Origin of the sequence: Kibdelosporangium phytohabitans, assembly GCF_001302585.1 — a bacterium.
GTDB classification, from domain to species: Bacteria; Actinomycetota; Actinomycetes; order Mycobacteriales; family Pseudonocardiaceae; genus Kibdelosporangium; species Kibdelosporangium phytohabitans.
Window position 1 is genome coordinate 5,107,251 of the sequence record NZ_CP012752.1, and the last position, 13,011, is coordinate 5,120,261.

A 13,011-nucleotide genomic window follows, 5' to 3' on the forward strand; every position below is an offset into this window, starting at 1 on the left:
CCGAGCGAGGGCCTTCTTCGCAGTGGCGGCGTGCCAGGTCGTACTCGCCCAGTCCGGCGTGTGACCAACCGATCGACAGCAAAGCCCGGCCTTCCAGTCCCGGGCTGGCGAGTGACCGGAACAGCGGAAGGGTTCGTGACGCGTGTTCGAGTGAACGCCGGTGGTCGCCCCTTTCGTGCCACAACAGGGAGTACGCGTCGTGGGTCATCGCCAGGGCGTAGGCGTGGTCCGCTGCCTCGGCGAGCCGCGGTCGCGCGGTCGAGCTGCGCCAGCGCTTCGGTGTACTGGCCCATCCGAGTGTGGGCCCGGCTGAGGTGCTGACACGCCAACGCCTCACCGACGTTGTTGGAACATCGGGCGGACGCGGCTCGGGCGGCCTGCCACACGGTGACGCGGTCGTCGTGGTAGCCGCGCCAGTTGAGGAACACGTCGGTGGCGCTCGCGATACTCCAGACCACGTTGTCCCACCCGTGTGCCACGGCTGTTTGCTGTACCGCGAGGAGGTTCGCGTGCTCGGCCTGGAACCACGCGAGTGTTTCCGCCTGATCGCCGAACCGCAGTGGGTGGGAATCCGCCACCGGGTCGTTGATCGGTGCCGGGTCGCGATCGGGGTGCAGCTGGTGGTGTCCCTGGTGGGCGGTGTGCAGGTAGAAGTCGACGACCCGCCGGAGTGCTGTGTCCAGCGTTGCCTCAGCCAGGTGCTGGTGTGCTGTCATGGCCGCGTGTCCGGGCTGAACCCCGTGCAGGTCGACGAACAGCTGCCCGTCCGGATATCGCTCGACGTGCTGGTGCGCCCAGTGCAGGACCAGCCACGTCTTGCCGATTCCACCCGCGCCGGTCACGGCATCGAGCGCGGTGCCCGGGTGTTCGAGTTCGTGTCGTCTTCCGGCGAAAGGAGCCGGAGCGGGGGGCAGTTGCCTCGGGACGACTGTTGACGCGTCCGCGCGCACGGGGGACAGGCCAAGGTCTGCTGTCAGGATCCGCTGATGCAGGTCGTACAACGCGGCGCCCGGTTCGATCCCCAGTCCGGTCACCAGGCGCTCACGCACCAAGCGGTACGCCGCCAACGCGTCGGCCCGCCGCCCGGCCTGGTGCAACGCCAGCATGTACTGCCCGCCACCCGCTCGTCCAACGGGTACCGGGCGATCCGCGCGGACAGGTCCGCCACCACCTGTTCGCCTTGCCCCGCACGCAACCTGGCGTCGATCAGGTCGAGTTCGACCGTCAGCCGCGTCCGCCGCAACCGGTCGCGTTCGGCGTCCACCCAGTCGCCGATCAGACCGGTCAGGGCCTCCCCGCGCCCCAACCCCAGCGCCTCGGCCAGCAACCGCGCGGCTTGCGCGTCGTCGGTGTCCTCACGGGCACGTGTGCGCAGTTCACCGAAGCGGTGCAGATCCACCGCCTGGTCCACCTGGTTCACCACCAGCGCGTACCCGCCGGCGCGGTGAACGATGTCCATTGTGTCCACCTCGGTCAGAGCCTGGCGCAGCCGGGAGACGTAACTCTGCAGCACGGCGTGCCCGCGCCGCGGGGTGTCCGTGCCCCAGACCCGTTCGACCAGTCGCTGCGCGGGTACCAGTTGGCCCGCGTCGACCGCCAGCACCGCCAGGACGCACTTCTGTTTGGCCGGTCCACGACGGCGCGTCCGTCGGTTCGGACAGCCACCTCACCCAGCAGGACGATCTCGACAGCCATGCGTTCATTCTCCCCGCGGAGGCGAGCATCTCCCACAACTGGCGGTAGCGTCGTGATCAGCGGAATGCAGAACCCCGCGAGGGGCTCACAAGAGTGTTCGCTGCGACGGGACGCGGAACGCGTTGGCCACGTCGCACAGGAAGGCGATGTCGCTGTCGAGATCACGGCCACCGGGAGCGGCGACCGGTGACGGTGTCTCAGGAGGTGCGGCTCCTGTTGCCGCGGCTTGGATCGCGGCGGCGAGTGTGGCCGCTTCCACTGCCGCGTCGAGTTTCTGACCGGTGAGACCGGATCGGGCAGCCGCTTGCCGTGCTCGCGCGGCCACTCGTGGATCGATGTGGTCGCGCAGCGCCAGCCTGCCGTCGCGGATCTCGACCGCTCTGCGGTAGAGGCGCAAGTCGAGGTCGCGCACGTCAAGCAGTTCCGACAACAGTGGTTTCGGTGGTACGAGGGCGATCGACGGGTTCACGCGGTAGAGCGCCAGCCACAGCGGGCGCAACCGCTGGTACTTCCGGTAGTTGCCGATCGGCGGCGGTGTCCGCCAGTTCGGCAACGCCAGACCGGCCAGGATCAGCACCGCCGCCGCGAGCGTGAGATACCTGTCCAGCAGGATGTTCAACGCCCTCGGGTAGTCCATTCCGGTCCGGCGGGCGACGAAGTACGCGGCCTTGTGGACGTGGTACGTCACCGAGCAGAGCACACCGGCCGCGATCAGCCGCAAACCCAGCCGTACCGCCGGGTCCGTGGTCATCGAGGCGTACCGGGTGCTCAACGCGGCCGTGGTGAGGAACGTCGGGAGCAACCCGGCGATGTAGACGAGCCAGTACTCCAGCACGCCGGCAGTCGCGCCGTAGCGGCCCGCGAACCGCACGTGGTCCACCGGCGTCTTGGCCACCGCGAACAGGACGCACATCCCGGTGAACGCCACCGCTATCCAGATCGCGTGCGGTACGGCCCGGCGGCGGGCGTCCGCGGGATGGTTGATCTGCAACAACATTGTCAGCCCACCCCAGCCGGCGACGAGGAAACCGCCGTGGTCGAGCAGTCTGGCCACGTTCGGTATCCCGGTCAGCACACTCAGTCCGTGGTAGACCGGGGGTGCCTTCGCCGTGAGCGTCACCGCGATGGCCAGCATGACCACCCAGCTCATCGCGTTGGTGGGCCCGCGCGGATGCAGGGCCAGTCGTACCATCACGACGGCCCACGCCAGCAACGCGGGCCCGTAGTGCCGGATCAGCTCACCCACGTGTGCGGCGCGGCCAGTCGAAAGCCGCTCTGATCCGGCCCCCGATGTCGTTGGGCGCCAGGTGTTCGGCTTGGTGCCGGATGATCGAGGCGAGCAGTTCGGCCTCCTGCTCCTCCACGGCCTGGTAGGAGGTGCGGGCCAGCATGGTGCGGATGACTTTGAAGTCCAGGTTCGGCAGCAGGGACCGCAGGTGCCCGGCCTCCGGGATGCCCGTCCGGTAGTGCTCGCACAACAGGTGGCCCAGTTCGTGCAGGATGATGTGTTCCTGGTGCGGCAGCGCGGTCGCGTCCTCGTAGAAGATCAGATCCGCCGTGTCGGTCGACAACCACACCCCGTGGGCCTCGGACAACCCTGTCACGGGCGTGAGGTGGATGGGACGGCCGCGCTGCTCGGCCACTCGCCTGCACAGCTCGTGCGCGTCGAAGGGCCGCATCAGGGGTAATCGCCCCGCGATGGCCTCACATCGGCGTCGCAGCTGTCTGAGCTCGGCGCTCATCGCACCTCCCGGGAGGGCAAGGTCGTGGTCACCACTGCCGCATGCCACGTATCTTGCCCGAATCCCGCTGGTGCGTATCGCGAATGGACCGTTTGCACCGACCAATCGGGACTCGGTCAGGACTCCGGCTCGCCCTGGGCGTCCGGCAGGCCCTCGATCTCACGGGCCCGCTCCACCATCTCGGTGATCGCGCCGAGGCTTTTGGCCGACAGACCGGACGCGCGCAACGCGATCTGCCGCACCGACGCGTCCCGCAGGGCGGCGAGCAGCGCCAGTTCCGCGTCGACCTGGCTGGTGGTGGTGGCGTCGAAGAAGTAGGCGGGCGGGACGCCGAAGAAGCCGGCCAGCGCCTCGAGGTGCCGCCGGGTCGGGTTGTCCCGCAGGCCTTTGCGCAGCTGCCAGAGGTAGGTGGCCGAGATCGTCGGCCCGTCACCGGACCTGATGGTCTCGGCGACCTCCTCGAAGCTGTACTCCTTGCCACTGCTCGGCCGGACAGTGCGGAAGAGGTGATCCACCTTCGCCGCAAGGGTTCGTTCGCTCGACGACGAAGCGTCCGGCATCTGGAGCCTCCTCCCACACGCGGTCAAGCATAGCGTCCTGTCAACTGGCCTGAAGCAGGTTCCGGCAGTTGGATTCACGACAGTTGACGCGTTCATTTACATCAGCTTATGCTCGAATCACCGCCATAAACTCATGTGAACAGCGTTGGGCAACACCGTTGGGAGGAAGGGTGGACACCCCCAGCAATCAACTGCCTGCCGCCGGGGGACTTCAGCGGCAGTCGCGCTCGCGCGAATCCGGGGACGGTGCCGGTACGCGGCCGTTACCCGGGGTCGGGCTCACCAAGCGCACCAGCTTCACCTTGCCGCCGGGCGTCCCGATGGACGAGTGGAGCAGGATCGGACGGCAGATCGACACCATCGCCGCCTCGTCGTCGTGGTGGCTCGGGGACTGGCTGGTCTACGGCCAGGCGCAGTACCCCGACCTGTACAAACGGGCCGTGGAGCAGACTTCGCTGGACTACCAGACGCTCCGCAACTACGCCTGGGTCGCACGTCAGTACCCGGTGGGCAGGCGCCGGGCGGCGCTGAGCTTCCAGCACCACGCCGAACTGGCGTCGCTGACCACCGGTGAGCAGGACCAGTGGCTCGACCGGGCCGAGCGGTTCGGCTGGTCGCGCAACGAACTGCGCAACCGGGTCAGGGCCAGCAGGCGGGTCAACCGCGCCGGTGAGGTCAAGACCGACCGGATCCTCAAGATCCAGATGACGGTCCCGCCGAGCCAGAAACAGCGGTGGATGCGGGCCGCCGCGTCCGACGTGGCCGGTTCGGCGTCCGAACAGGACTTCGTCGACTGGATGGTCACCGTGCTCGACAAAGCGGCGGCGGCGACGCTGCGGACCGCCGCCGCACCTCAGCTTGGGGGCTGAGGCTCGAGGAACTGGGCGATCAGGCCTGGCACGCACGTGTCTGCGAACGCCAGGCCTGTGTGCTCCGCCACGTCGTAGACCGAGTAACGCTTGCGCCCGGCCGACGTGGTCGCGGTGAGCGTGACCAAACCCTTGCGGCGCTGGAAAACCGATTGGCTGACGGTCCAGCCGATGACGCCGTCGCGCTGCAGTGCCACGGTCTTGCGCCACAGCCCGCCGTGCCGGGACACCAGATGACGGCCGCTGATCGCGTGCCCCAGGTTGCGGTACGCGTCCACGGCCGCGGGCAACCCGATCCCCAGCGTGACCAGTGCCCAGCTCCACGCGATGTGCAGCAACACATCCGTCAGCAGCAGCCCGAGTACCGCCAGCACGGTCGCGGGGACCAGACCGATCGTCGCGGCCCAGGTGAGCCGCCGGTTGCGTGCCGCTTTCCCGTGCCCGCGCAGTATCGACGGGCCGGTGGGGGAGCCGGGTGCGTTCACCACCGAACCGGCCACCTGGTGCGCCAGTTCGACGGGTGCGTTCGGCAGCAGCGTTTTGTGGTCGCTCTCCTCGCCGTGCTCCTCTTCGGCGAGCCCCGTCGCGACAGCGTCGACCCGGGCCGCGCCCAGCAGGCGGTGCCCCAGGGTCTCGACGACTTGCACGCCACGCAACCGGTCTTCGGTCAGCGACACCGAATGCGTGGTCATCAGGCCTCGCCGGACCCGGAGCGTGCCCGCGGGTTCGCGGTCGAGGCGGTAGTCCCACCAGGTCGTCACGAACAGCAGCAGCGCGCCGGCCGCGCCGACGACCCCGCCCGCGACGACGACAACCAGGATGGCGACGGCCAGCGGCATGCTGTCCAGCAGTTCCCACGTCCAGGTCAGCACGTCGGCCTCGACGCCGAACAGCTCCGCCACGCTCAGCACCCCGCCGAACGCCCCGGACCCGAGGAAGAACGCCTCCACCGACAGCGGCGCGTACCAGACCCACCGCCGGTCCAGTTCCGCGAGCACCTCCTCGCCCCGCTCGCCCGCGGCCGCGTGGCCGAGCAGTTCACGCCGCAGCCGGTCGGCCTCCGCCCGGCTGACCGCGTCCAGTTCCAGCGACGTCTTGTCCTTGTCGACGTGCTCGCCGGTGCCGATCTCCACCTTGGCCAGCCCGCAGAGCCGCAGCATGATCCCCGCGCTGATGTCGACGCTGCGGATCCGGTCACGCGGCAGCGAACGTTCCCGGCGTACGAACACACCGGTGTGCATCTCGAGCCGGTCGGCCGAGAGTCGGTACCGGGTCTTGCTCCAGCGCAGCCAGTCACCGACCAGCCCCGTGCCCACGAGCAGCACGACGCCGGGCGCGAGCCACGCGAGCACGACCCCGAGGGACCAGCCGAAGATCCAGGCGAGCACGGACACCAGCGAGAAGCCGGACACACCGGTGAACCCGATCAGCGTGGCGGTGGTGATGGCGATCGTGCGCCAGTCCAGCCTGCGCCATTGGTGTGACGTCCGGGTCAGCACTGCGGTCATGTGGCGTCCTGGGGGATGAGTTTGGTGATGTCGGCGAGGCGGTGCGCCAGTTCGGCCGCCACCTCGCCGTCCAGGCCTTTGACCGTCACCTCGCCCGCCGAGGACGCCGTGGTGATGATCAGCGTCGCCAGCCCGAACCGCTGTTGCAGCGGGCCGCGTTCGGTGTCGACCGTCTGGATCCGCGACATCGGCGCGATCCGCGACTCCTGGAAGAAGAACCCGGTCCTGGTGTAGACGGCGGTGCCGGTGACCTCCCACCGGTGCACCCGGTACCACCACAGCGGCAGCAGAGCGGCCAGCGGGACGGCGATCACGACGACCGCGACCGCGGCGAGCACGAGCCAGAAACGCGCCGGGGGGATGAAGATCCCCGGCACGACGAGCAACACGGCCAGCGTGACGGCGCTCAGCACGAGCTGCCACCGCCACCACGGGATCGCCCGCTGGTCGACCCGGTTTCCCGGGGGACGCAGCCGGATCTGTCCGGCCTCGGTGGTCAACGAATTCTCCTCCTCGACTGCGCGGTGTCCCGCCGGCGGGACAGTCACTGCCGGTACTTGTCGGTGAGCTCTTCCAGGTGCGGCACGAGCTCGTTGGGTGTGGGCATCGCGAGCATCTCGTCCCGCAGGTCACGGGCGCGCTCGCCGAACGACGGCTCGTCGAGCAGCCTGAGCAGGCACGCCCGCACGCCCGCGCCGGTGGACTCGGTCGCGTCGATGTGCAGGCCCGCGCCGTACCCGGTGAGTTTCCTCGCCAGCGCGGGCTGATCGGAATCCCACGGCAGCGACAGCTGGGGCACGCCGTGCAGCGCCGTCGTGGCCATCGTGCCGATGCCCGCGTGGTGGATCACGGCCGTGCAGGTCGGGGCGAGCGCGTCGACCGGTGCGAAGTGCACGAGCCGCGCGTTGTCCGGCACTTCGCGCAGCTTCTCCTGCTCGGCGCGGTCGATCGTGGCGACCACCTCGATGTCCAGATCCGCCAGCGAGGTCAGGATCTCCTGGACGTCGACGATGTAGCCGTCCGGGCGTTCGGCGATGATGCTGCTGCCGAGCGTCAGCCCGACCCGAGGCTTGGCCGGGGGAGTCCACAGCCAGTTCTCCACCGTGGCCGTGCCGTTGTACGGGATGTAGCGCAGCGGCACGTTGTGCACGTCACCGATCACGCGCAGCGGGTCGGGCAACTGGTCGATGGTGAACTGGCCGGTGATCAGGTCCTCGGAGAACTCGACGCCGTACCGGTTGACGTTGCTGGTGATCCACTCGGCCAGCGCGTCACCGCGGTCCTCCGGCGGCTGCTGCTCCTTGAGGGTGAGGTAGTGCGCACGGGTGACGCTGAAGATGTCGACGCTCCACAGCAGACGCGCGTGCGCAGCGCCGACGACCTTCGCCGCGATCGACCCGGCGAACGCGGCGGTCTCCCAGATCACCAGGTCCGGCTTCCACTGCCGCGCGAACACCACCAGCTGGTGGACCATCGGCACGTTGACGGCCTTGTACCACCACTCGACGTGGTTGTCGTAGCCGGACTTCATGTACTCCCAGGTGATCCGTTCGGGGAAGTCGACCACGTCGTACGGGCGCGGGAAGCCGGGCTCGTCCTCTTCCTCGTCGGCGCTGTCGTCGAAATCGGCGGCGCGGCCGTAGTTGCGGCTGCCGACCGGGACGGCGGTCAGCCCGGCCTGGGTGATCGTCTCGGCGAAGTCGGGCTGGCCGGCCACGGCGACCTCGTGCCCGGCTGTGCGCAGCGCCGAGGCCAGCGGGACCATGAAATGGAAGAGCGTCTTGGCCGGTTCGGTGACGAACAGGACTCGCATGGGTGTTCTCCTTGTCAGTACTCGGCCAGCCGCGCGGCCACCTGGCTGGGATCGGGCATCGCGAGCATCTCGTCGCGCAGCTGTCGTGCGCTGTCGCGGAAGCTGGGCTCACGCAGCAGGCGCAGCACCGCTTGCCGGACGGTGTCACCCTTGGCCGCGCCGGGGTCCATCGTCAGCCCCGCGCCCTGCTCGGCGAGTTTGCGTGCCAGAGCGGGTTCGTCGAAGTGCAGCGGCAGCGCCAGCTGCGGTACGCCCTGCAACGACGTCGTGGCCAGCGTGCCGATCCCGGCGTGGTGCACCACCGCGGCGCACGATGGGACAAGCGCCTGCAACGGGACGTACGCGACCACGGTCGCGTTCGGCGGAACGTGGCTGAGCTTGCGCTGCTCGCTCTCGGCGACGGTGGCCACGACGTCGACGTCCAGGTCCGCCAGCGAATCGAGGATGTCCTGCACACCGACGACGTAGCCGTCGAACGCCTCGGTGGCCGTGGTGCCGAACGTGATCGCGATCCGCGGCCGTTCGGCACCCGGCCACAACCAGCGGGGGACCGTCGCCTGGCCGCCGTAGGGCACGTACCGCAGCGGCACGTAGTCCAGGTCTGCCGCGACACGCAACGAATCCGGCAGCTGGTCGATGGTCGCCTGCCCGGTGACCATGTCCTCGTCGAACGACGAGCCGTACTCGCGGGCATGCGCGTCCAGCCACTCGGCGAACGCGTCGCCGCGCTCATCCGGTGGCTGGTGCTCCTTGAGCCGCACGTAGTGCGCGCGGGTGACGCCGAAGACGTCCATGCTCCACAGCAGACGCGTGTGCCTGGCGCCGACCGCCCTGGCGGCGATCGGCCCCGCGTAGCCCGACGGTTCCCAGATGACCAGGTCCGGTCGCCAGTGCCGGGCGAACGCGACCAGGTCGGGGATCATCGGCTGGCTGTCGATCTTGTGCCACCAGGTGACGTGGTAGTCGTAGCCGGACTTCAGGTACTCCCAGCTGATCCGCTCCGGGTGGTCCACCACGTCGTACGGCTTGAACAGGCCGGTCCGCGCGGCCGCGCCGGGCTCCGGTTCCATGCCCGCCAGCCGCCGGTGCCGGTGGTCGCGGCCGACCGGCACGGCGGTCAGGCCGGACTGGGCGATCGTGGCGGCCAGCTGTGGCTGGCTGGCCACGCGCACCTCGTGCCCGGCCGTGCGCAGCGCCCAGGCCAGCGGCACCATCGACTGGAAGATGCTCCGGTCGGGGCAGGTGGTGAACAGAACGCGCATCCTCAGTCCGTCACGCGGTGTTTGGCGGTGAGTTCTTCCAGGTGCGGCACGAGCTCGTTGGCCGACGGCATCGCGAGCATCTCGGCACGCAGCCGCTGGGCGGACTCGCGGAAGGACGGCTCGTTCAGCACGCGCAGCAGCAACTCCCGCACCCGCGGGCCGGCCGAGTCGGACGAGTGGATGGTCAGTGCCGTGCCCTGCTCGGTGAGTTTGCGCGCCAGCGGGGGCTCGTCGAAATCCGTCGGCAGTGCGAGCTGCGGCACGCCGTGCAGCGAGGTGGTCGCCAGCGTGCCGAATCCGGCGTGGTGGATGACCGCCGCGCAGGTCGGAGCAAGCGCTTGCAGCGGCGCGTAGCCGACCATCCTGACGTTCGCGGGCACCCGGCTGACCTTCTTCTGCTCGTTGGCGTTGATCGTGGCGACGACCTCGATGTCCAGGTCCGCCAGCGAGTCGAAGATGCCCTGCACGCCGACGGCGTAGCCGCCGAACCGTTCGGCCGCCGTGATGCCGAGCGTGATCGCGACCCGCGGCCGTTTCGGCGTCTCCCACAGCCAGGACTCCACAGTGGACGGCCCGCCGTACGGCACGTACCGCATCGGCACGTAGTCCAGGTTCGCGGGCAACCGCAACGACTCCGGCAACTGGTCGATCGTGAACTGGCCGGTGACCATGTCCTCGGTGAACCGGCCGCCGCCGGTGCGCTTGGCCGCCGCGCCGAGCCAGTCCGCGAGCATGTCACCGCGGGCCCGGCGGGGCTGCTGCTCCTTGAGGCGCAGGTAGTGCTCACGGGTCACGCCGAAGATGTCCTGGCCCCACAGCAGCCGGGCGTGCGCCGCACCGACGGCTTTCGCCGCGATCGGGCCCGCGAACGCGATCGGGTCCCAGATCACCAGGTCCGGCCGCCACCACTTGGCGTACGCCACCATCCGGTTGATCATCGGGACGCTGTCGGTCTTGTGCCACCAGGTCACGTAGAAGTCGTAGCGGGCCTTGAGATCCGTCCAGCTGATGTCCGGCTCCGGCCGGGCGGCCACGTCGTAGGGCAACGGCAGCACGTCCTCGTCGTCGTCATCGTCCTCGTCGTCGTCGGCCTCCGCCTCGGCCGCCGCCAGCAGCTCGTCCGCGTCGGCGTCCTCGGGGTCGTCCCGGCCGACCGGCACGGCGGTCAGCCCGGCCTGGTTGATCGTCTTGGCGAACTTGCCGAGACTCGCGACGCGGACCTCGTGGCCCGCCGTGCGCAAGGCCCACGCCAGCGGCGTGAGCGACTGGAAGATGCTCTTGTCCGCGGATGTGGCGAACAGGACACGCATGGGGTTCCTCCTCTTCTTACTGCCCGCGGCGATTCACGCCCGGTACTTGTCGGCCAGTTCGACCAGGTGCGGCACGACCTCGTTGGCCGACGGCATGGCGAGCACCTCGTCGCGCAACCGGCCCGCCCCGGCCCGGAACGCCGGTTCACCCAGCAGCCGCAGCAGGGCCGCGCGAACCTCTTCGCCGCTGCGCTGGCCGGCGCTGATGTGCAGACCGGCGCCGGATTCGGCGATCTTCTCCGCCAGGGCGGACTGGTCCGGCCGGGACGGCAACGCCAGGTGCGGCACACCGTGCAGACTTGTGGTGGCGACGGTGTCGGCGCTGCCGTCGTGGATGACCGCCGCACAGCCGGACACGATCGCGTCGATCGGTGCCGCGGTGCCCAGCCGGACGTTGTCGGGGAACACGATGTGCTGACCGGTGTCGGTGTCCGTCGCGACGATCTCGATGTCGAGGTCCGCGAGGGACTCGGTCAGCCCGGCGAGGACACCGCTGCCGGGCACGAGAGCGACCCGCGGCCGTCGCGGCGGCGACCACAGCCAGGTGTGGATCGTCACCGGCCCGCGGTACGGCGTGTGCCGGACATCCACCGAGTGCACGTGGTCCTTGGTGCGCAACGAAGGCGGCAGTTGCTCGATCACGAAGTGGCCGTCGGCGTCGTCGTGCGTTGCCTGCCAGAGCACCTGTGCGTGCGCGGCACCGGTGGCCTTGGCCGCTGCCGGGCCCGCCGCGGCCGACGGTTCGCCGACGACCAGATCCGGCCGCCAGCACTCGGCGAACCGGATCGTCTCGGTCGCGTCAGGACTGTCCGGTTTGGTCTTCGGGTCGCGCTCGCCGAGCGGCAGCGCGGTCAGGCCGGCCGACGAGATGGTGCGGGTGAACGCCGGATGGGCGGCGATCCGCACCTCATGGCCGGCTGTGCGGAGGGCACCGGCCAGCGGAGCCATCGCGTGGAAGGCCTTCTTCTTTGGCGGGGTGACGAATAAGACGCGCACGTGGGTTGCTCCTAAACTCGGTGTGCGGCGGTGAGCTCCTCGAGTCGCGGGACGATCTCGTTGGGGGAAGGCATAGCGAGCATCTCGTCGCGGATCTTGCGGGCGTTGGCGCGCAAGTGCGGCTCGTTCAGCAGTGTGAGCACGGCTTCCCGGACGGCGGGGCCGGTGGCTCGTGCCGAGTCGAGCGCGAGACCGGCACCGTGTTCGGCGAGCCGGGTGGCGAGGGCGGGCTGGTCGAAGTGGAACGGGATGGACAGTTGCGGTACGCCGTGCAGGCTGGTGGTCGCCATCGTGGCCGCGCCTGCGTGGTGGATGACCGCTGTGCAGGTGGCGGCCAGGTCCTGCAACGGTACGAACGGAACGATCCTGGTGTTGTCGGGAATCCGGGGCAGTGCGGTTCGGGTCTTGTCGGTCAGGGTGGCGACGAGCTCGATGTCGAGGTCACCGAGCGCGGCCACGATCTGTCCTATGTCGACGGTGTATCCGGCGAACTTCTCCGTCGCGGTCAGGCCGAGCGTGAGCGCGACACGCGGCTTGCGCGGCGGCGTCCGCAGCCAGGACGGGACGGTCGCCGGTCCGCCGTACGGTGTGTGACGCATCGGAACGTACTGCAGATCGGCCGCGATGCGAAGCGGAACAGGCAATTGGTCGATGGTGAACTGGCCGGTGACCATGTCCTCGCTGAAGTCCGTGCCGTACGCGCGGGCGTGCCCGTCCAGCCAGTCGGCCAGTGGATCAGCGCCGGGCGTGCCAAGCAACTTCTGCCGTGTGACGCCGAAAACGTCCATACTCCACAGCATTCGGCCGTGAGCGGCGCCGATGGCTTTCGCGGCAACGGATCCGGCGAACATCCGCGGCTCCCAGACGATCAGGTCCGGCCGCCAGTGCCGGGCGTACGCGACCAGCTGGGAGATCATCGGCAGGTTGTCCATCTTGTGCCACCAGGTGACGTGGTGGCTGTATCCGGCCCGCAGGTGTTCCGGCGTGGCCAGCGCCGGGTCGACCGCCGCGTCATACGGCCGGGGGAGCCCGGCGCGGGCGGAGACCTGTTCTCCAGGCGCGGATTCCAGCGCACGGTAGATGTCACTGTCCCGGCCGACGGGGACGGCGGTGAGCCCGGCCTGGGTGATCACGCCGGTGAAGCGGGGCTGGCTGGCGACGCGGACGTCGTGCCCTGCGGTGCGCAGCGCCCAGGCCAGTGGCACCAGGTACTGGAAGATGCTCTTGTCCGGGCAGGTCACGAACAGCACGCGCAC

General features: G+C 69.5%; 12 protein-coding genes and 2 pseudogenes. 2 read left to right on the plus strand and 12 right to left on the minus strand.

The window, feature by feature from the left end:
- The first annotated feature begins 509 nt into the window (after nucleotides 1-509).
- The gene (locus tag AOZ06_RS62150; protein ID WP_225955547.1) at nucleotides 510-935 is read left to right on the plus strand and encodes a hypothetical protein; all 426 of its coding nucleotides are present in this window, start codon (nucleotides 510-512) and stop codon (nucleotides 933-935) included.
- A gap of 99 nt (nucleotides 936-1,034) precedes the next feature.
- Here AOZ06_RS62150 and AOZ06_RS62155 read toward each other — a convergent pair.
- The 5 genes and pseudogenes from AOZ06_RS62155 to AOZ06_RS23265 all read right to left on the minus strand — a co-directional run.
- A pseudogene (locus AOZ06_RS62155) lies at nucleotides 1,035-1,106 on the minus strand (BTAD domain-containing putative transcriptional regulator); the annotation flags it as partial.
- A gap of 20 nt (nucleotides 1,107-1,126) precedes the next feature.
- Nucleotides 1,127-1,612: pseudogene (locus AOZ06_RS60160) on the minus strand (AfsR/SARP family transcriptional regulator); the annotation flags it as partial.
- Between the two features lie 168 nt (nucleotides 1,613-1,780).
- Nucleotides 1,781-2,941, minus strand: coding sequence for an MAB_1171c family putative transporter (locus tag AOZ06_RS23255; protein ID WP_054291340.1), 1,161 nt, complete (start codon nucleotides 2,939-2,941; stop codon nucleotides 1,781-1,783).
- Nucleotides 2,934-3,437: a hypothetical protein gene (locus AOZ06_RS23260; protein WP_083471870.1), complete on the minus strand. Its 504-nt coding sequence runs from the start codon at nucleotides 3,435-3,437 to the stop codon at nucleotides 2,934-2,936. The genes AOZ06_RS23255 and AOZ06_RS23260 overlap by 8 nt, the downstream gene beginning before the upstream one ends.
- 116 nt (nucleotides 3,438-3,553) lie before the next feature.
- The gene (locus AOZ06_RS23265) at nucleotides 3,554-3,997 is read right to left on the minus strand and encodes a helix-turn-helix domain-containing protein (RefSeq protein WP_054291342.1); all 444 of its coding nucleotides are present in this window, start codon (nucleotides 3,995-3,997) and stop codon (nucleotides 3,554-3,556) included.
- A gap of 170 nt (nucleotides 3,998-4,167) precedes the next feature.
- On the opposite strand from AOZ06_RS23265, the gene AOZ06_RS23270 reads away from it, so the two are divergent.
- Complete coding sequence (locus AOZ06_RS23270; RefSeq protein WP_236952351.1) at nucleotides 4,168-4,866, plus strand: LmbU family transcriptional regulator; 699 nt, start codon at nucleotides 4,168-4,170, stop codon at nucleotides 4,864-4,866.
- Here the strand turns inward: AOZ06_RS23270 and AOZ06_RS23275 are convergent.
- The 7 genes from AOZ06_RS23275 to AOZ06_RS23305 are packed head-to-tail and all read right to left on the minus strand — an operon-like array spanning nucleotide 4,851 to nucleotide 13,011.
- Nucleotides 4,851-6,374, minus strand: a complete 1,524-nt coding sequence (locus tag AOZ06_RS23275; RefSeq protein ID WP_054291343.1) for a PH domain-containing protein — start codon at nucleotides 6,372-6,374, stop codon at nucleotides 4,851-4,853. The two genes, AOZ06_RS23270 and AOZ06_RS23275, sit on opposite strands and share 16 nt — an antisense overlap.
- Nucleotides 6,371-6,874: a PH domain-containing protein gene (locus tag AOZ06_RS23280; RefSeq protein ID WP_054296851.1), complete on the minus strand. Its 504-nt coding sequence runs from the start codon at nucleotides 6,872-6,874 to the stop codon at nucleotides 6,371-6,373. Before AOZ06_RS23280 ends, AOZ06_RS23275 begins: the two co-directional genes overlap by 4 nt.
- Nucleotides 6,875-6,918: 44 nt before the next feature.
- Entirely contained in the window at nucleotides 6,919-8,187 is a 1,269-nt protein-coding gene (locus AOZ06_RS23285) for an activator-dependent family glycosyltransferase (protein WP_054291344.1), read from the minus strand.
- 14 nt (nucleotides 8,188-8,201) lie between these two features.
- Nucleotides 8,202-9,449: an activator-dependent family glycosyltransferase gene (locus tag AOZ06_RS23290; RefSeq protein ID WP_054291345.1), complete on the minus strand. Its 1,248-nt coding sequence runs from the start codon at nucleotides 9,447-9,449 to the stop codon at nucleotides 8,202-8,204.
- Between the two features lie 2 nt (nucleotides 9,450-9,451).
- Nucleotides 9,452-10,759 carry an activator-dependent family glycosyltransferase gene (locus AOZ06_RS23295; protein ID WP_054291346.1) on the minus strand — a complete coding sequence of 436 codons (1,308 nt, stop codon included), beginning with the start codon at nucleotides 10,757-10,759 and terminating at the stop codon, nucleotides 9,452-9,454.
- 33 nt (nucleotides 10,760-10,792) lie between these two features.
- On the minus strand, nucleotides 10,793-11,755 hold the full coding sequence (locus AOZ06_RS23300; protein WP_083471871.1) for a nucleotide disphospho-sugar-binding domain-containing protein: 963 nt from the start codon (nucleotides 11,753-11,755) through the stop codon (nucleotides 10,793-10,795).
- Nucleotides 11,756-11,766: 11 nt separating this feature from the next.
- Nucleotides 11,767-13,011: an activator-dependent family glycosyltransferase gene (locus tag AOZ06_RS23305; protein WP_054291348.1), complete on the minus strand. Its 1,245-nt coding sequence runs from the start codon at nucleotides 13,009-13,011 to the stop codon at nucleotides 11,767-11,769.

What these genes read in the sequence shown, in the direction of transcription:
- AOZ06_RS23260 (WP_083471870.1), bottom strand. Translation starts at nt 3,437, where the DNA reads ATGAGCGCCGAGCTCAGACAGCTGCGACGCCGATGTGAGGCCATCGCG.
- AOZ06_RS23275 (WP_054291343.1), bottom strand. Translation starts at nt 6,374, where the DNA reads ATGACCGCAGTGCTGACCCGGACGTCACACCAATGGCGCAGGCTGGAC.
- AOZ06_RS23290 (WP_054291345.1), bottom strand. Translation starts at nt 9,449, where the DNA reads ATGCGCGTTCTGTTCACCACCTGCCCCGACCGGAGCATCTTCCAGTCG.
- AOZ06_RS23285 (WP_054291344.1), bottom strand. Translation starts at nt 8,187, where the DNA reads ATGCGAGTCCTGTTCGTCACCGAACCGGCCAAGACGCTCTTCCATTTC.
- AOZ06_RS23295 (WP_054291346.1), bottom strand. Translation starts at nt 10,759, where the DNA reads ATGCGTGTCCTGTTCGCCACATCCGCGGACAAGAGCATCTTCCAGTCG.
- AOZ06_RS23265 (WP_054291342.1), bottom strand. Translation starts at nt 3,997, where the DNA reads ATGCCGGACGCTTCGTCGTCGAGCGAACGAACCCTTGCGGCGAAGGTG.